This window comes from Enterobacter cloacae complex sp. SYL001, assembly GCF_049237025.1.
GTDB lineage: Bacteria > Pseudomonadota > Gammaproteobacteria > Enterobacterales > Enterobacteriaceae > Enterobacter > Enterobacter intestinihominis.
This window is the reverse complement of sequence record NZ_JBMKJI010000001.1, coordinates 625,419-642,597: the sequence shown is the minus strand read 5'-3', so window position 1 is coordinate 642,597 and position 17,179 is coordinate 625,419. Positions and strand designations below refer to the sequence as shown.

Below are 17,179 nucleotides of genomic sequence, written 5' to 3'. Positions count from 1 at the left end.
AGTCCCTAAAGCTTATTAAAAACGCGCGCCAGGCGACCAGTGCCGCTCACGAAGACAGGCGACTCGTTTGCCGGGACAAAAGCGGACTCCCCCGGTTTAAGCAGCAGACGCTCGCTACCGTTATGCAACGTCGCTTCGCCTTCCACACAGAACAGGATCGCGGCGCTCTCCTGTGCAATGGCGGTTTCGTCTGCGCTGAGGTCATGCAGGGAGAAGGCAAAATCGTCAACCGGAATCGGGAAGTCCAGCTCTGCGCCGTTTTTCGCCGGCTGAGTAAGCAGCTCCGCAGCAGGTTTCGCCACGAACTTCACGTTGGCAACCAGCTCAGGGATGTCGATGTATTTTGGCGTCAGGCCCGCGCGCAGTACGTTATCGGAGTTAGCCATCACCTCCAGCGCCACGCCGTTCAGGTAGGCGTGCGGGGTTTCAGCGAACAGGAACATTGCTTCGCCCGGGTTGAGCTTCACCACGTTCAGCAGCAGCGGAGAGAAGAGGCCGCTGTCGTCCGGATAAAACGCGGAAATTATGCGAATGGTGTCCCATGGCTCACCCTGCTGGCCGTTCAGCGCGGCTTTCAGCACCGCCAGCGCGTGGGATTTTTCCTCGCCCTGCATATTCAACAGGCTGGCAAACAGCGCGCTCAGGGCTTCTGCGTTCGGGTTTTCCAGGAAGTGGGCGATCGCGTTGTGAGCCCCAGCGACCGGTTGCAGCAGGGAGATGATCTCGGAAAACTCGCGGAAGGCATTCATCGCCAGGAAAGGGGTAAGGGCGAAAACCAGTTCCGGCTTGTGGTTAGGATCTTTGTAGTTACGCTCTGCGGCGTCTAACGGAATACCGGCGGCATTTTCTTTGGCAAAGCCCAGCTCAGAGGCTTTTTTGTTCGGGTGAACCTGAATGGAGAGCGGCTGGTCGGCGCACAATACCTTGAACAGAAACGGCAGCTCACCAAAACGATTCGCCACTTTATCGCCGAGCAGCGCGGCTTTGTCGGTATCGATGACATCACGCAGGCTACGCACCTGGCCGCTGGCATCTTCAATTTTTGAGCTGCTCTTCGGGTGCGCGCCCATCCACAGCTCTGCCATCGGCAGGTTGTCCGGGTTGGCGATACCGTAGAGATCCGTTAACGCAGTTTTACTTCCCCAGGCGTAGTTTTGCACTGAGTTGATGAGTTTTTGCATTATCAAGCCCTGATTCATATGTGGAATTAACTTCGCGTATTAAAGCAATAAACCGAATGGAAGTAACCTGCGGATGTAAAAAGTCGTACTAGTCTCAGTTTTTGTTAAAAAATTGTGTAGGATAAGCTGACTCGCTTTTAAGCCGGGCAGCGGAACATCTGTCCTGAATAAACAGACCGAAGCAGTAAGTGAGAGAATAATGTCGAATAAACCCTTCCATTATCAGGATCCTTTCCCCCTCAGTCAGGATCGGACCGAGTATTACCTGTTAACCCGCGATTACGTTTCTGTCTCTGAGTTTGAAGGGCAGGAGATCCTCAAAGTTGACCCGCAGGCGCTGACGCTGCTGGCGCAGCAAGCCTTCCACGATGCTTCCTTTATGCTCCGTCCGGCGCATCAGCAGCAGGTTGCCGATATTTTGAGCGATCCGGAAGCCAGCGAGAACGACAAGTACGTTGCCCTGCAATTCCTGCGTAACTCTGATATCGCGGCGAAAGGCATTCTGCCGACCTGCCAGGACACCGGCACGGCGATTATCACCGGTAAAAAAGGCCAGCGCGTCTGGACCGGCGGCGGTGACGAAGCGGCGCTGGCGCGCGGCGTCTACAATACCTACACCGAAGATAACCTGCGCTATTCGCAAAACGCGGCGCTGGATATGTACAAAGAGGTGAACACCGGCACCAACCTGCCTGCGCAGATTGACCTCTACAGTGTCGACGGTGACGAGTACAAATTCCTCTGCATTGCCAAAGGCGGCGGTTCAGCCAACAAAACCTATCTTTACCAGGAAACCAAAGCGCTGCTTACCCCGGGCAAGCTGAAGAACTATCTGGTTGAGAAGATGCGCACCCTTGGCACTGCGGCCTGCCCGCCGTACCATATCGCGTTTGTGATTGGCGGTACGTCTGCTGAAAGCACCCTGAAAACCGTTAAGCTGGCCTCAACCAAATACTACGATGGCCTGCCAACGGAAGGTAACGAACATGGTCAGGCGTTCCGCGACGTGCAGCTTGAGCAGGAACTGCTGGCCGAAGCGCAGAATCTGGGGCTGGGCGCGCAGTTTGGCGGCAAATACTTCGCGCATGACATTCGCGTGATCCGCCTCCCGCGCCACGGTGCATCCTGTCCAGTGGGGATGGGCGTGTCGTGCTCTGCGGATCGTAACATCAAAGCGAAGATCAACCGCGACGGCATCTGGATCGAAAAGCTGGAGAACAACCCGGGCAAATACATCCCTGAAGAACTGCGTAAAGCGGGTGAGGGCGAAGCGGTACGCGTTGACCTGAATCGCCCAATGAAGGAGATCCTGGCGCAGCTTTCGCAGTATCCGGTTTCAACGCGCCTTTCCCTGAACGGGACGATTATCGTGGGCCGCGACATCGCCCATGCGAAGCTGAAAGAGCGCCTGGACAACGGTGAAGGGCTGCCGCAGTACATTAAAGATCACCCGATCTACTACGCAGGCCCGGCAAAAACGCCTGATGGGTATGCTTCCGGCTCGTTAGGCCCAACGACGGCGGGCCGTATGGACTCCTACGTCGACCAGTTGCAGGCCAAAGGTGGCAGCATGATCATGCTGGCGAAAGGCAACCGCAGCCAGCAGGTGACGGACGCGTGCCACAAGCACGGCGGCTTCTACCTCGGCAGCATCGGCGGCCCGGCAGCGGTGCTGGCGCAGGGCAGTATCAAGAGCCTCGAGTGCGTGGAGTACCCGGAACTGGGTATGGAAGCGATCTGGAAAATTGAAGTGGAAGACTTCCCGGCGTTTATCCTCGTGGATGACAAAGGTAACGACTTCTTCAAACAGATCCAGTCTTCCCAGTGTTCGGCATGTGTGAAGTAATTCTGTAAATTGCCGGGTGGCGCTGACGCTTACCCGGCCTACATCCTCGTAGGTCGGGTAAGGCGCAGCCGCCACCCGACATCAAAAAGAGCGCACAAAGCGCCATAACGTTTCTCAGAAGTCATCAATACTTATCTCTTAAGCATGTGAGCAATCCCATCTTTGTTATCAAGGAGTAAGTAATGACAATGCATCGCCGCGAGAAAGACTCCATGGGCGCCATCGACGTCCCGGCCGACAAGCTATGGGGCGCGCAAACCCAGCGTTCGCTGGAGCATTTCCGCATTTCGACAGAGAAAATGCCCGTCTCGCTAATCCAGGCGCTGGCGTTGACCAAACGCGCTGCCGCCAAAGTCAATCAGGATCTGGGCCTGCTGGATGCCGATAAAGCCTCCGCCATCATCAATGCCGCCGACGAAGTGCTGGCGGGCAAACATCCCGACGAATTCCCCCTTGCCATCTGGCAGACCGGCTCAGGCACCCAGAGCAACATGAACATGAACGAGGTGCTGGCGAACCGCGCAAGCGAGCTGCTTGGCGGCGTACGCGGCATGGAGCGGAAGGTTCACCCGAACGATGACGTGAATAAAAGCCAGAGTTCCAACGACGTGTTCCCGACGGCCATGCACGTGGCGGCCGTCATCGCTATCCGCGAGCAGCTTATCCCGCAGCTCAACGTGCTCAAATCTACGCTTAACGAGAAAGCGCAGGCTTTCGGCGACATTGTAAAAATTGGTCGTACGCACCTGCAGGACGCCACGCCGCTGACGCTTGGCCAGGAGATCTCCGGCTGGGTGGCGATGCTGGAGCACAATCTTAAGCATATAGACAACAGCCTGCCGCATCTGGCGGAGCTGGCGCTCGGCGGAACGGCGGTTGGCACCGGGTTAAACACCCATCCCGAGTACGCGGTGCGTGTGGCCGAAGAGCTGGCGAAGATCACCGGGCAGCCGTTTGTTACCGCCCCGAATAAATTCGAAGCGCTGGCGACCTGTGATGCGCTGGTCCATACCCATGGCGCGCTGAAAGGGCTGGCAGCCTCGCTGATGAAAATCGCCAACGACGTGCGTTGGCTGGCCTCCGGCCCGCGCTGCGGCATCGGCGAAATCAGCATTCCGGAAAACGAGCCGGGTAGCTCCATTATGCCGGGTAAAGTAAACCCGACGCAGTGCGAAGCCATGACCATGCTGTGCTGTCAGGTGATGGGTAATGACGTTGCGGTCAACATGGGCGGCGCGTCGGGTAACTTCGAGCTTAACGTCTATCGCCCGATGGTGATCCACAACGTACTGCAATCGATTCGTCTGCTGGCCGATGGCATGGAGAGCTTTAACGAGCACTGCGCGGTGGGCATTGAGCCTAATCGCGAGCGAATCAGCCAGCTGCTGAATGAGTCCCTGATGCTGGTCACGGCGCTAAACACCCATATTGGTTATGACAAAGCGGCCGAAATCGCTAAAAAAGCGCACAAAGAGGGGCTTACCCTGAAAGCCTCTGCGCTGGCGCTGGGCTACCTGACGGACGCCGAGTTTGATGCCTGGGTCCGCCCGGAAGCGATGGTGGGCAGCATCAGGTAATCACTGCGCCACATACAGGTGCAGCCGCGGGATAATCAGCTGTAGCGGCTGTGCCTGGGGTTTATAGCGATGCTGAACGTTTTCAGCATCGTAGTTCAGCAGTTCTCCTATATCCGGCACCACCGCACCCTGATCGGCATCGTAGAGCGCAATCAGCGGTGTCGGGCAGGCGTATTGCACCTGCTTTTGCTGTCCCGCATACCAGACACGAGCGATAGGCTGCACCTTGACCGGACGCTTTATTTTAAGACGGGTATCAGCCGGCAGGGAGGCAATGCTGTGGTACTCCTGCTCCAGCCGTTCAATCCACTGTTCCCGCGACCACGGGGCGACCGTTCGCGGCGATTTCAGGCTTTTCTCCAGCTGAGCCAGGATCTCGTCGCGCGTGAAGTTTTTAATGATGTGCTTGTTGGCCCAGCCGAAGCGCAGCGTGGCGGGGTGGCGCAGTACCGTCAGCGTGCGGTAAGCATTCAGGGTGATCAGCCCCGGAAGCTGGCGATGCACCCATTCAAAACGGGCAGCCGGTGCCAGCCCGGATTCAACGGTCACGATTTTCTCGAAGGCGGCTTTCAGCGTATTAATATGCGTAATTTGCGCCTCAATGGCTTCACGCGTTGCGGTATCCGTTTGCAGACAGATGACGCCGGGCAGGCGAACGGCGGCCTTACTGCTGCGATTTTCGGACTGCTGCTGGATGAAAAGGCGGCGATAGTGCTGCAACGTCAGTTCCAGCGCCACTTTACCGATATGCTGCGTTACCTCAATGGTGTTCAGCGGGTCGTGTTCCGCGCCTTTCGCCACCTCGGGCAGGGAAAAGACGCGGGCGGCCAGCAGGCGGCAGCCCTGTAGTTGCGCCGTCAGGGTCAGTAACGCCTGCTCTATTTCCCGAAATGTGGTGTTAAGCCTTTCGATGAGATCGTAAGTCGCCATAATAGTCCTTAATTAGTTACAACATACTACTGATATAGCACAACACGCCGGGTCAGGCCAGCGTGCGGTTTAGTTCAGGCAGGTATGGGAAGAGGAATGTTGTGATAGATCGGCCAGCTAAAGACGAACCGGGCCCCGCCCAGCTCGCTCGCTTCGCAGCGAACCGAACCGCCCATCGCCTGGGCAATAGAACGGACAATAGCCAGCCCCAGACCACAGCCGCCGGTAGCACGGTCGCGGCTGGGGTCGAGGCGCACAAACGGCTCGAAAACTTTTTCACGCTCCGCTGGCTCAATACCGGGGCCATCGTCTTCCACGCACAGAATTGCCTGGCTCCCCTGCAAATCTAAACCTATGCGCAGCGTGGTTTCGCTGTAGCGCATGGCGTTGTTCATCAGATTATCCAGCACGCGTTCCATCAGGCGCATGTCCAGCGCGCCGTACGCGCCGGGGGTAATGGCTGTCAGCAGTTTTCGCTGAGGGTTAACGCTCTGCACATCGTTAATATGCGTCTGTAGCCAGACGGGAAGATCCGGCGTACTGAGGTGCAACTCCGTCTGAGGCCGATCGAGGCGGGCATAGGTCAGCAGCTCTTCAATCAGCGCTTCAAGCTGGCCAATATCCCGATTGAGGGCCTGCGATTCTGCGGCGGTGAGGTTCTCGCTCATCTCCAGGCGATAACGCAGGCGTACCAGCGGAGTGCGCAGTTCATGCGCAATGCCGTCGATAAGCTGCTTCTTGCTGGCAATCAGGGCGTTGATGTTATCGGCCATCTGGTTAAAGGCAATACCGAGACGGTCAAAACTGGAACCACTGTCGAAATGTATGCGTTCAGTTAAATGACCCTCCCCAAAACGCTGTGCGGCGGATTCCAGTTTCAGCATGTCCTGCCAGTGCGGTCGCATCCAGATGAACACAGGGAAAGCGAGCGAGATGGCAATAAAGCCCAGCAGGGCGAGATCCAGCAGGCGCATCTGGTGCAGGTAATAGAGATAGGGCACTGGCCCGACGGCCAGGACATAGTGGCTGCGCGGAATACGCTGAATGAAGGTATATTTCTCGTCCAGTGCGACGATGTCTCCGTCGCGCAAACGCTGCATCGCCGGCGGCGCTAAATCAAAATCCTTCATGGGTTCGATACGCAGATCAAACGACAGATTCAGATCCAGCTCTTTTAACGTACGTGCCCAGTCATGCGGAGGAATTTCGCGCAGCTCGCTACGCATCAGGTAGAGCGAGCTTTTCATCAGATCGTCCAGGGATTGTCTGCCCGCACGCTCTGCGGTGAACTTATAGACCAGCCCGACCAGCATGGTCATCACCAGAAAGCAGACAAACAGCAGTAAATAAAACTGAACAAACAGCTTCTTCATTAATTTCACCGAAACAGGGGCTTCACTACACGTCTTTTACCAGCAGGGTCGCTATGGGCGCAAGTCAGGCATGATGCGTTGAAAAGGGGTATTCGTCGAAAGGTAATAAAACACGGCATCGCTTTATTCCATCAATGCCCGGGTAATCCGTTTACGCTTCGCTATACGAGTTTATTTGCGATTGAGAGTATTTGTGAATCAGAATAACAATGACAAAGGCCACCTGCGGGTGGCTTTATTTATGGCGTTTACCAGTGAGAGGTATCCGGCGCAAACGGTGCGACAAAGAGACTTATCTTTGTAACCTGAACATTACCAACATTCGTTAATGTCTGGATTTGACTGTGCTGACAATCAGTGGATTCGTGATAAACCCATGCGGACACTTACGCGCGTTGCAATGCACCGCGTAGGTACATATCTCCTCTTCCTGGTTTCGATTGTATGGGCAGGCCATCTTGTTTTTAATTTCACTCCATAACATCTCGTTGTAAGGGGAGATGTTGTATATCGATATTGGCTTGAAAACGCCATTAATGAAGACGCCATTCTTTGTCGGATATATCCTATCGCCGGGGTACAAATAGACATCGCTTTCATACCAAATGATGAGTTTCAAGAACTTGAGTCCCAAGATGCTTGAATAAACGATTCCCGTGTTAGGACAAATTACCGAGCTAATGACTCTCCATGACATTGCTATACCTCGTTCATTAAATAATTGAGAGAGTATAAGGTTTAGCATGAGAATTAGATTTCTGCAAACGCGTAAGCTATTGAAAAAGATCGATATTATTTATATGATAACTATATACCCTTTGTTTTCATAAGGATAAGATAATAATTTAGTCAATTGTAAAGTTCATTTTTAACACAATGTGCATTTAAGTGACGGATTTTTGATCGATGATGGTTCCTGAACTGCTGAATATATATTGTACTATAGCAATGAAATACATTAGAGCTACTTTTGTTTACGCGAAAAATGCACATCGAAATTGAACAGGTAAGAGGAATGTGATCAAGGGATATTTCATGACTAACGATGCATATAATCGAAAACTTACGACGTATACCGATAACATTCCTGATGCATCGCAAGTTATTTTTCGAAATTTACTGTGTAGTTTTTTTTCAGGTTTCCCATGCGTGCGGGGCAAACAGGTAGCCCTTATTACGTACGGTTTTAATGCGGTAGGGCTCGGTGGCGCTGTCCTGCAGTTTTTTTCGCAGGCGAGAAATCGCCACATCAACGCTACGATCCATTCCGTCGTAACTTACGCCGCGCAGATTTTTCAACAATGCATCCCGGTCCATAATTTGCCCGGCATGAGTTGCCAGCTCCCACAGCAGGTCAAAATCTGCGGTTGAGAGCGCAATCAGCTCCCCGGAAAGCATAACCTGTCGGTTGACCGGGTCGATAGAAAGCGTGCCGAACCGCATCGCCTTATGCGGCGTTAAAGAGGGCGCAGGCGCTTCACGCTCAGCGCTGGCACGCTGACGCAGATGAAGGCGCAAACGAGCAAGCAGGACCGCCGGCGGCGTGGTTTTCAGGATGTAGTCATTCGCGCCCATCTCAAGGGACAGAATATGATTCATATCGCTGTCGAGAGAGGTCAGCAGAACGATCGGGCCGTCCCATTTCGCGCGCAGATCCCGGCAAAGCGTCATGCCATCTTTTCCGGGCAGCATAATGTCCAGCAACACCAGGTCCGGATTTTCGCGGGTGACGACGTCTTCAGCGCGATCGCCACGAGGTTCGACAACCACTTCAATATCATGTTTACCCAGATATGCGGCGATCAATTGACCCACTTCGGGTTCATCTTCAACATAAACAATCTTATTCATACTACGTCTGTCATCGCGAAAAACGTCAACATACACCGCACAACCTTAACCTTCCATTAATCTTTCATAATTAGCCGGAGTTCCGTTATCCTGCACGGGAATGTTATTTGATTGTTAAGGGAAAAGAATGGGGCTGTTGATCAAAGCCGCGCTGGGTGCGCTGGTCGTGCTGCTGATTGGGGTGCTGGCTAAAACGAAGAACTACTACATTGCCGGGCTTATCCCGCTGTTTCCCACCTTTGCGTTAATTGCGCACTATATTGTGGCCTCTGAGCGGGGTATAGAGGCGCTGCGTGCCACCATTGTATTCGGGATGTGGTCAATCATCCCGTATTTCATTTATCTGCTGTCGCTGTGGTACTTCACCGGTTTTCTGCGTCTGCCCCTGGCGCTGGGCGGGGCGGTGGTCTGCTGGAGCCTCAGCGCCTGGGTGCTCATCTTCTTCTGGAGCCGCTTTCACTAGCGCAGCGGGCGGCCACCGTCCACGGCAAACGTCCTTCCCGTGACGTAACAGCTGGTCAGCAGATAATCGATCAGGTCGATCACCTCTTTCTCGCCGGGCGCAATTTTCATCAACGATTTGTTAAGCGCCTGCTGACGATACTCGGCATCATCGCCCTCGTTAAATAAAATCATCGCCGGGGCAATCGCGTTGACTTTTACCTCGGGGGCCAGCTTGCGCGCGAACGAGCGAGTCATATTATCCAGCGCGGCTTTGCTGGCCGCGTAGGCGATGTGTTTATCGCTGCCTCGCTCCACCACGTAATCGGTGAAATGGATAATGTCGCCTGCGGCATGGCCGTGTCCGCGCAGCAGATCCTGTAGGGCATGGTTGAGCAGATAAGGCGCATTAACGTGGATCTGCATCATGCAGGCGAGCGTTTCGCTGAGCGAATGTCCTGCTTTTTCAGGAAGCCAGGTACTGGCGTTGTGAATAACCGCCCGCAGCCCGGGGGTGGTCGATTTCACTTTTTCCGCGAAAGCAAGAATACCTTCATCCGTGGAGAAATCCGCCTGAATGCAGACGGCTCCGGCATGTCGTAGCCCTTCAATGGAGGGATATTCCGTGCGGTAACTGACGATAACCGGATGGCGAAGATTGAGAAAGTGATGGGCGAGGGCGAGGCCGATGCGACGGCCTGCGCCAGTGATCAATATTGGGCGTTGCTGCGTGTGTCCCATCGTAATCTCCTTTTCAGTTCAACAATGGGACAGGCGGCGCTATCCCATTAACATCCACGTTGCCGGTACGGCAGCGACTAACAGCAAACCTATCAACGCCATTTCGCGGCGCTTAAGGGCATTATCAAGCTGATGCGTACGGCGAGCGTAGATAAACACCAGCAGGCCTGGCGCGTAGAGCACCACGGACAGCAGCAGATGCATCGGGCCGGAAGCATACAATAACCATAGACCGTAAATACAGGCACCTACGCCTACCGCATAGTGTGCCGGGCGGGTCGCAATTTTTAACAGATATGCGCCCACTAAGAAATAGGGTACCAGAATCATCTCGGAGGCGATGGTCAGCAGCGTGTTATAGTCCGAACCTGTGAGCCAGATCAGCACCAGACAGACCTGCACGCTGATGTTGGTGAGCCACAGAGAAGCCGATGGCGCACTGTTTTTATTCTGACGGGCAAACAGGCGCGGGAACGCTTTGTGCGTGGCGGCCAGGAACGGAACTTCCGCCGCCATAATGGTCCAGCTCAGGTACGCGCCGCAGACGGAGACAATCAAACCTGCCGCGATAACCACATCACCCCAGGGACCGAGCATTTTCACCATCAGCCCGGCCATGGACGGATTACGCATCTCCGCCAGTTCAGGGCGGGCCACCACACCGAGCGACAGCAGCGTCACCAGCAGATAAACGCCCAGCGCCGCCAGGACGGCCAGCAGCGTGGCGCGTCCCACGTCGCGTTTGTTACGCGCGCGGGCAGAGACCACGACGGCACCTTCAACACCGATGAACACCCACAGGGTAATCAGCATGGTATTTTTCACCTGCTCCCAGACGGGAACGCCCAACGCAATACCGCTGAAATCGAGCGTAAAGACATCGAGACGGAAGGCGAGGAAGGCCAGCACGACGAACAGGCCAAGCGGCACCAGCTTGGCCAGCGTCGCCACCAGGTTAATGCTGGCCGCGGTCTGAACACCGCGCAAAATCAACCAGTGAACAATCCACAGCAGCACCGAGGCGCCGACGATGGACTGCCAGGTATTGCCGTCACCAAACAGGCGCAGTTCGGGCGTATCGGTAAAGAAACTGAGCGCCGAGAAGACGATAACCAGATAGGAGACGTTGGCGATCACCGCGCAGAGCCAGTAGCCCCAGGCGGAGCAGAAGCCAATCAGCTCGCCAAAACCTTCACGGGCGTATGTGAATATTCCGCCGTCCAGATCCGGTCGGATACGGGTCAGCAGCAGCATGGCGAACGCCAGCAGCAAAATCCCGACGCCGGTGATGCCCCAGCCAATCAGTAATGCGGCCGGGCTGGCGACGGCCGCCATGTTCTGCGGCAAACTGAATACGCCCGCGCCCAGCATTGAGCTCAATACAAGTGCAGTTAACGCACTCAGGCCAAGTTTCTTTTCCATTGGCTTCCTGTTATGAAAAGTCCAAATCCAGAATAATTATTTCGCTAAGGCGCATAAAAATGGTGGATTACGCTAAGGCGCGGGATTTTACGGAGTGTGACGGATGCATGCAATGACATGGGGCAGAAATCAGGAAAAAAGTAACAAAAAAGGCGGCACTGCGCCGCCTTTATGAAACCGTTTTGTTACTTGTACAGATCGGCACTGATGGTCAGGTTGTTGCCACGTTCCTGCCACTGGCGGGTGATGTGGTAATACTTCGCGCCTTTCTTCGCAGCACGCTTCGCCACCTGATAGGAGATTTCTGTCATGTTGCCATAGTTGCCCGTAAACTTGATGCTGTCGAACGGCACCATCTGCGCGGCAGTGGCTTTGTTCAGCTCTTCAATTTTCGTGCCGTCTGGTAACGTAACGGTATAACGACCGCCTTTGGTGGATTGGGTTTCAAAGAAACGACCCACTTCTGCGCTTGGTGCCGCAGACGTTGCTACGCCCGGAATTTCAACTTTCTTCGCTTCTTCACCGCCTTTTGCTAACGCAGCACGACCGGCTTCTGAATCCGCTGGAATCGCATCCGGGCTTTGCACTACGCGTTTTTTCGCATCTTGCTTATAGATGAAGGCGGTAATGCGCTGGTTTCCGCCCTGGTTGGCATCAACCTGACGCACGATATAAAACGCGTAAGCGCCTTTTTCTCTCGCGGCTTTGCTGATGGCATCGTTAACTTCAGGCTGGCTGCGGTAGAAGCCCTGAACGGTCACGGTGTCATACGGTTCCAGCTGAACAGCCTGATCTTTCGGCAGTTCAACAATGCCGTTAATCACGCGGTTTTTCTGTTCATCTGCCTTTGGGGCATTCTCTTTGTACAGCGCAACAGTCACGCGCTGGTTACCGCTGTTGCCCTGATCGGACTGGTCAACGACGTAAAACGAGGCAGCGCCGTTTTTATCGGCGGCTTTTGATGCGGCGGCGACGGCATCGCCAATGGAATTATACCGACCCACAATGACCGTATGGTCAAAAGGTTTTAACGCTGCCGCTTGCTCCGGCGTCAACTCTGTCGCAGCATTCGCTGACAGGGCGGTCGCGGAAAGAAGTGCGGACGCCAGGAGTGTGTTCTTAAGCTTCATAAAAATAATCCTTCGCCTTGCGCAAACCATGTACTGGTGTTGTTGTTAATTTGAGACGGTCCCGATTATGGCATTTAACACCCGTCGCTGTCTGCGGCATTTTTCACAGCCTGTGCTCAGCAAAGGACCTGATTCGATAACATTTTGTGATATGTGGAAAAAACAGGCGTTTCACAAGAAAAACTGATTAAGCATATGACTTTTACAAGTTAATTTAATGTTAATGAGTTGTTCTTTTATGGCGCTATATCATGTTTTTACCGCTTCGCTTGCGCGATTTATCGGTCCTGAAGGCGAATTTGAGGTAAATATCTCTGTCAGTGACCCCGATCGCTTATTTTTCACAGATAAAATAAGAAATAGTGTTTTCTGGCGGTAGATCACGGGCGCTATTTTCAGTAGGTTATAGAAAGTTTGTTACTGTTTTATTTTCCGGGGTTAATCATTCTCCGTCGTTATCGCGATGGTGAAAATTGATACGAACCGCGGGCAATTATCGACAAACCATCATCACAAACCGATGGAAGGGAAAACTATGCGTATTGGGGTACCAAAAGAACGGTTAGCCAATGAAACCCGCGTAGCGGCAACACCAAAAACGGTGGAGCAACTGCTTAAACTGGGTTTTACCGTCGCGATTGAAAGCGGCGCGGGCAAACTGGCGAGTTTCGATGACGAGGCCTTTACTCAGGCTGGCGCGGACGTAGTGGACGGTGCTGAGGTCTGGCAATCACCCATTATTCTGAAGGTAAACGCACCGGAAGAGAGTGAAATTGAACTGCTGAACGCGGGCACGACGCTTGTGAGCTTTGTCTGGCCAGCCCAAAACCCGGAGCTGATGGAGAAGCTGGCGGCACGCGGTGTCACCGTGATGGCGATGGATTCCGTGCCGCGTATTTCGCGCGCGCAGTCTCTGGATGCGCTGAGTTCTATGGCAAACATTGCCGGCTATCGCGCCATTGTCGAAGCTGCGCATGAGTTTGGTCGCTTCTTTACCGGTCAAATTACGGCCGCAGGCAAAGTACCACCCGCGAAGGTGATGGTAATTGGTGCCGGTGTGGCAGGTCTTGCCGCCATTGGGGCCGCAAACAGCCTGGGCGCTATTGTTCGTGCGTTTGATACCCGGCCGGAAGTGAAGGAGCAGGTGCAGAGTATGGGCGCCGAATTCCTTGAGCTGGACTTCAAGGAAGAAGCGGGCAGCGGTGATGGTTACGCGAAGGTCATGTCTGAAGCCTTTATTAAGGCGGAAATGGCGCTCTTTGCGGCGCAGGCAAAAGAGGTGGACATCATTGTCACCACCGCGCTTATTCCGGGTAAACCGGCACCGAAGCTGATCACCCGTGAGATGGTGGATTCCATGCAGCCGGGCAGCGTGATTGTCGATCTGGCGGCGCAAAACGGCGGTAACTGTGAGTATACCGTGCCAAATCAGGTCACGACGACCGCGAACGGCGTGAAGGTGATCGGTTATACCGACCTGCCAGGACGTCTGCCAACCCAGTCCTCTCAGCTGTACGGCACGAACCTCGTTAATCTGCTGAAGCTGCTCTGCAAAGAGAAAGACGGCAACATCACCGTTGATTTTGATGATGTGGTGGTGCGCGGCGTGACCGTGGTGCGTGAAGGGGAAATCACCTGGCCTGCACCGCCGATACAGGTTTCCGCTCAGCCTCAGGCTGCGCCGAAAGCGGCGCCTGAGCCTGCAGAACCAGCGAAACCTGCGTCGCCGTGGCGCAAATACGCCATCATGGCGCTGGTCATTATCCTGTTTGGCTGGCTGGCGGACGTCGCGCCAAAAGAGTTCCTTGGCCACTTCACCGTCTTCGCGCTCTCCTGCGTGGTGGGTTACTACGTCGTGTGGAACGTTTCCCATGCGCTGCATACCCCGCTGATGTCGGTTACCAATGCCATCTCCGGGATTATCGTGGTTGGGGCATTGCTGCAAATTGGTCATGGCGGCTGGATCAGCTTCCTGAGCTTCATTGCAGTGCTGATCGCCAGTATCAATATTTTCGGTGGTTTCACCGTGACTCAGCGCATGCTGAAAATGTTTCGTAAAGGCTAAGGGGTAGCATATGTCTGGAGGATTAGTTACAGCCGCATACATTGTTGCTGCAATCCTGTTTATTTTCAGTCTGGCGGGGCTTTCCAAACACGAAACGTCTCAGCAGGGAAATAACTTTGGTATCGCCGGGATGGCGATTGCGCTGATTGCCACCATCTTTGGGCCGGACACCGGCAACGTGGCGTGGATCCTGGTGGCGATGATCATCGGTGGTGCGATTGGTATTCGTCTGGCGAAACGCGTTGAAATGACCGAGATGCCGGAGCTGGTTGCTATTCTGCACAGCTTCGTGGGTCTGGCCGCGGTGCTGGTGGGCTTCAACAGCTATCTGTACCACGAACCGGGTCTGGAACCGATTCTGGTGAACATCCACCTGACCGAAGTGTTCCTCGGCATCTTCATTGGCGCGGTGACCTTCACCGGCTCAATCGTGGCGTTCGGCAAACTGCGCGGGAAGATCTCTTCCAAACCGCTGATGCTGCCTAACCGCCACAAGCTGAATCTGGCGGCGCTGGTCGTTTCCTTTGTGCTGCTGGTGGTCTTCGTGCGTACCGAAAGCGTAGGCTTGCAGGTGCTGGCGTTACTGGTGATGACCATTATCGCGCTGGCCTTCGGCTGGCATCTGGTGGCGTCTATCGGCGGGGCAGATATGCCGGTAGTCGTCTCCATGCTGAACTCCTATTCCGGTTGGGCAGCGGCGGCAGCAGGCTTCATGCTGAGCAACGACCTGCTGATTGTCACCGGTGCGCTGGTCGGTTCTTCCGGTGCGATCCTGTCTTACATCATGTGTAAGGCGATGAACCGCTCGTTTATCAGCGTCATCGCGGGTGGCTTCGGTTCTGACGGTTCATCAACCGGTTCTGATGAGGAAGTGGGTGAACACCGTGAAATCAGTGCGGAAGACACCGCAGAGATGCTGAAAAACTCGCATTCCGTTATCATCACCCCGGGCTATGGCATGGCGGTGGCGCAGGCGCAGTATCCGGTGGCGGAAATCACCGAGAAACTGCGCGCGCGCGGTATCAAGGTTCGCTTTGGTATTCACCCGGTGGCGGGGCGTCTGCCAGGCCACATGAACGTGCTGCTGGCGGAAGCGAAGGTGCCTTACGACATCGTGCTGGAAATGGACGAGATCAACGATGATTTCGCCGACACCGACACCGTGCTGGTGATTGGCGCCAACGACACCGTTAACCCGGCGGCGCAGGACGATCCGCGCAGCCCGATTGCGGGTATGCCTGTTCTCGAAGTGTGGAAGGCGCAGAACGTCATTGTCTTCAAACGCTCTATGAACACCGGCTATGCTGGCGTGCAGAACCCGCTGTTCTTTAAAGATAACACCCACATGCTGTTTGGCGACGCCAAGGCCAGCGTGGATGCGATTCTGAAATCTCTTTAATTCCGCTTCATCCTGACAAACCGCCCCTGGGGGCGGTTTTCTTATTTCTGCGGTCAGCCATTCTCCTCTGTCTATACTTTACCCTTTGTGTAATACGAGGAGGTGTAATGCAATTTCTGTCCCGCTTTGACATCATCGCGCTGATGATGACGCCATCATTCTGGATTGGCGTCGCCACGGTAGTCTTTGTAACTCTGCTGGTGTACTGGCTGCTGACGCGCCTGATCGCCTTTGTTAAGAAAGGGATCACCACCTGGGGCGACAAGCATCCCACCACCAACCGGATGCGTTTTATCCTGACGGATATGCTTAACCGCACCAGCCGCTTCCTGCTTTTTGTCGTGGCGCTGCTGTTCAGCCTGCGTTTCGTCGACTTACCGGATCATCTCTTTGGTACCGTGAGCCACGCCTGGTTCCTGGTCTTCGCTATCCAGGTGGCGCTGTGGATGGATCAGGGGGTGGTGTCGTGGCTTCGTCACGTCATGCTGGCGCCGGGAAGCCATAAAAACCCGGTGACGCTGGTGATCACGGGGCTTATCCTCCGTGCCATTGTCTGGTCAGTGATGCTGCTGTCTATCCTTGCTAACGCGGGCGTCAACATCACTGCTCTGGTTGCCAGCCTTGGGGTGGGGGGTATTGCTATCGCCCTCGCGGTGCAAACGATCCTGAGTGACGTGTTTGCATCGCTCTCCATCGGTTTTGATAAGCCGTTCGAAATCGGCGATTTTGTGGTGTTTAACGATGTCGCCGGGACGGTAGAGCACATCGGCCTGAAAACCACTCGTATCCGTAGCCTGAGCGGGGAGCAGATTGTCTGCGGGAACGCCATCCTGCTGCAACAGACGCTGCATAACTACAAGCGGATGCAAACGCGCCGGATCGTCTTTACCTTCGGGGTCGCCAGCGACACGGCGCCGGAAAAACTGCGTTCAGTGGGTGATATGGTCAAACAGATCATTACCGACGTCGGGGAAACGAAGTTTGACCGCGCCCATTTCCTGGGCTTCGATCGCGATCGCCTGACCTTCGAGGTGGTCCATATCGTTAATACGGCGGATTACAACAAGTACATGGATATTCAGCAGGAGATCAATATTCGTATTCTGGAGGGGCTGAACCAGCAGGAGATCAAGCTGGCGCTGCCGAGCATGGTTCTGCACGCGCCCTGGATGAATGCTGGCGACGAGGCACCGGCGCAACGGTTGAGCGAAGCGCAATAAAAA

General features: G+C 54.6%; 14 protein-coding genes. 6 read left to right on the top strand and 8 right to left on the bottom strand.

Going from position 1 to position 17,179, the window contains the following annotated elements:
* Positions 1–5 precede the first annotated feature (5 nt).
* On the bottom strand, positions 6–1,181 hold the full coding sequence (gene manA / locus ACOTZP_RS02890) for a mannose-6-phosphate isomerase (protein ID WP_271074860.1): 1,176 nt from the start codon (positions 1,179–1,181) through the stop codon (positions 6–8).
* Positions 1,182–1,380: 199 nt separating this feature from the next.
* On the opposite strand from manA, the gene fumA reads away from it, so the two are divergent.
* Together fumA and fumC are read left to right on the top strand one after the other, a co-directional pair.
* Positions 1,381–3,027 carry a class I fumarate hydratase FumA gene (gene fumA / locus ACOTZP_RS02885; protein ID WP_180260416.1) on the top strand — a complete coding sequence of 549 codons (1,647 nt, stop codon included), beginning with the start codon at positions 1,381–1,383 and terminating at the stop codon, positions 3,025–3,027.
* A 182-nt stretch (positions 3,028–3,209) separates the two neighbouring features.
* Entirely contained in the window at positions 3,210–4,604 is a 1,395-nt protein-coding gene (gene fumC / locus ACOTZP_RS02880; RefSeq protein ID WP_022647929.1) for a class II fumarate hydratase, read from the top strand.
* Here the strand turns inward: fumC and tus are convergent, their stop codons facing one another.
* The 4 genes from tus to rstA form a co-directional block, all read right to left on the bottom strand.
* Entirely contained in the window at positions 4,605–5,534 is a 930-nt protein-coding gene (gene tus / locus ACOTZP_RS02875; RefSeq protein ID WP_022647930.1) for a DNA replication terminus site-binding protein, read from the bottom strand.
* Between the two features lie 74 nt (positions 5,535–5,608).
* Positions 5,609–6,907 (bottom strand): two-component system sensor histidine kinase RstB, encoded by a 1,299-nt coding sequence (rstB, locus tag ACOTZP_RS02870; protein ID WP_063149331.1) that lies wholly within the window; start codon positions 6,905–6,907, stop codon positions 5,609–5,611.
* 325 nt (positions 6,908–7,232) lie between these two features.
* The gene (gene iraM / locus ACOTZP_RS02865; RefSeq protein WP_023299972.1) at positions 7,233–7,604 is read right to left on the bottom strand and encodes an anti-adapter protein IraM; all 372 of its coding nucleotides are present in this window, start codon (positions 7,602–7,604) and stop codon (positions 7,233–7,235) included.
* A gap of 437 nt (positions 7,605–8,041) precedes the next feature.
* The gene (gene rstA, locus ACOTZP_RS02860) at positions 8,042–8,758 is read right to left on the bottom strand and encodes a two-component system response regulator RstA (RefSeq protein WP_032671147.1); all 717 of its coding nucleotides are present in this window, start codon (positions 8,756–8,758) and stop codon (positions 8,042–8,044) included.
* A 127-nt stretch (positions 8,759–8,885) separates the two neighbouring features.
* Here rstA and ACOTZP_RS02855 point away from each other — a divergent pair, with 127 nt between their 5' ends.
* Positions 8,886–9,221: a GlpM family protein gene (locus ACOTZP_RS02855; protein WP_022647934.1), complete on the top strand. Its 336-nt coding sequence runs from the start codon at positions 8,886–8,888 to the stop codon at positions 9,219–9,221.
* Here the strand turns inward: ACOTZP_RS02855 and folM are convergent.
* The 3 genes from folM to ydgH all read right to left on the bottom strand — a co-directional run bounded on the left by folM (position 9,218) and on the right by ydgH (position 12,492).
* The gene (folM, locus tag ACOTZP_RS02850) at positions 9,218–9,940 is read right to left on the bottom strand and encodes a dihydromonapterin reductase (RefSeq protein WP_022647935.1); all 723 of its coding nucleotides are present in this window, start codon (positions 9,938–9,940) and stop codon (positions 9,218–9,220) included. The two genes, ACOTZP_RS02855 and folM, sit on opposite strands and share 4 nt — an antisense overlap.
* Positions 9,941–9,979: 39 nt before the next feature.
* Positions 9,980–11,362 carry an amino acid permease gene (locus tag ACOTZP_RS02845; RefSeq protein WP_023306086.1) on the bottom strand — a complete coding sequence of 461 codons (1,383 nt, stop codon included), beginning with the start codon at positions 11,360–11,362 and terminating at the stop codon, positions 9,980–9,982.
* Positions 11,363–11,547: 185 nt separating this feature from the next.
* A complete protein-coding gene (gene ydgH / locus ACOTZP_RS02840; protein ID WP_421633608.1) occupies positions 11,548–12,492 on the bottom strand; it encodes a DUF1471 family protein YdgH in 945 nt (314 codons plus the stop codon).
* A 535-nt stretch (positions 12,493–13,027) separates the two neighbouring features.
* On the opposite strand from ydgH, the gene pntA reads away from it, so the two are divergent.
* The 3 genes from pntA (at position 13,028) to ACOTZP_RS02825 (ending at position 17,176) form a co-directional block, all read left to right on the top strand.
* Positions 13,028–14,557, top strand: coding sequence for a Re/Si-specific NAD(P)(+) transhydrogenase subunit alpha (gene pntA / locus ACOTZP_RS02835; protein WP_017384575.1), 1,530 nt, complete (start codon positions 13,028–13,030; stop codon positions 14,555–14,557).
* Between the two features lie 10 nt (positions 14,558–14,567).
* Positions 14,568–15,956 carry a Re/Si-specific NAD(P)(+) transhydrogenase subunit beta gene (gene pntB / locus ACOTZP_RS02830; RefSeq protein WP_022647939.1) on the top strand — a complete coding sequence of 463 codons (1,389 nt, stop codon included), beginning with the start codon at positions 14,568–14,570 and terminating at the stop codon, positions 15,954–15,956.
* A 107-nt stretch (positions 15,957–16,063) separates the two neighbouring features.
* Complete coding sequence (locus ACOTZP_RS02825; protein WP_022647940.1) at positions 16,064–17,176, top strand: mechanosensitive ion channel family protein; 1,113 nt, start codon at positions 16,064–16,066, stop codon at positions 17,174–17,176.
* Positions 17,177–17,179 lie beyond the last annotated feature (3 nt).

What these genes read in the sequence shown, in the direction of transcription:
- ACOTZP_RS02825 (WP_022647940.1), top strand. Translation starts at nt 16,064, where the DNA reads ATGCAATTTCTGTCCCGCTTTGACATCATCGCGCTGATGATGACGCCA.
- folM (WP_022647935.1), bottom strand. Translation starts at nt 9,940, where the DNA reads ATGGGACACACGCAGCAACGCCCAATATTGATCACTGGCGCAGGCCGT.
- rstA (WP_032671147.1), bottom strand. Translation starts at nt 8,758, where the DNA reads ATGAATAAGATTGTTTATGTTGAAGATGAACCCGAAGTGGGTCAATTG.
- ydgH (WP_421633608.1), bottom strand. Translation starts at nt 12,492, where the DNA reads ATGAAGCTTAAGAACACACTCCTGGCGTCCGCACTTCTTTCCGCGACC.
- pntB (WP_022647939.1), top strand. Translation starts at nt 14,568, where the DNA reads ATGTCTGGAGGATTAGTTACAGCCGCATACATTGTTGCTGCAATCCTG.
- iraM (WP_023299972.1), bottom strand. Translation starts at nt 7,604, where the DNA reads ATGTCATGGAGAGTCATTAGCTCGGTAATTTGTCCTAACACGGGAATC.
- pntA (WP_017384575.1), top strand. Translation starts at nt 13,028, where the DNA reads ATGCGTATTGGGGTACCAAAAGAACGGTTAGCCAATGAAACCCGCGTA.
- fumC (WP_022647929.1), top strand. Translation starts at nt 3,210, where the DNA reads ATGACAATGCATCGCCGCGAGAAAGACTCCATGGGCGCCATCGACGTC.
- ACOTZP_RS02845 (WP_023306086.1), bottom strand. Translation starts at nt 11,362, where the DNA reads ATGGAAAAGAAACTTGGCCTGAGTGCGTTAACTGCACTTGTATTGAGC.
- ACOTZP_RS02855 (WP_022647934.1), top strand. Translation starts at nt 8,886, where the DNA reads ATGGGGCTGTTGATCAAAGCCGCGCTGGGTGCGCTGGTCGTGCTGCTG.
- tus (WP_022647930.1), bottom strand. Translation starts at nt 5,534, where the DNA reads ATGGCGACTTACGATCTCATCGAAAGGCTTAACACCACATTTCGGGAA.
- rstB (WP_063149331.1), bottom strand. Translation starts at nt 6,907, where the DNA reads ATGAAGAAGCTGTTTGTTCAGTTTTATTTACTGCTGTTTGTCTGCTTT.
- manA (WP_271074860.1), bottom strand. Translation starts at nt 1,181, where the DNA reads ATGCAAAAACTCATCAACTCAGTGCAAAACTACGCCTGGGGAAGTAAA.
- fumA (WP_180260416.1), top strand. Translation starts at nt 1,381, where the DNA reads ATGTCGAATAAACCCTTCCATTATCAGGATCCTTTCCCCCTCAGTCAG.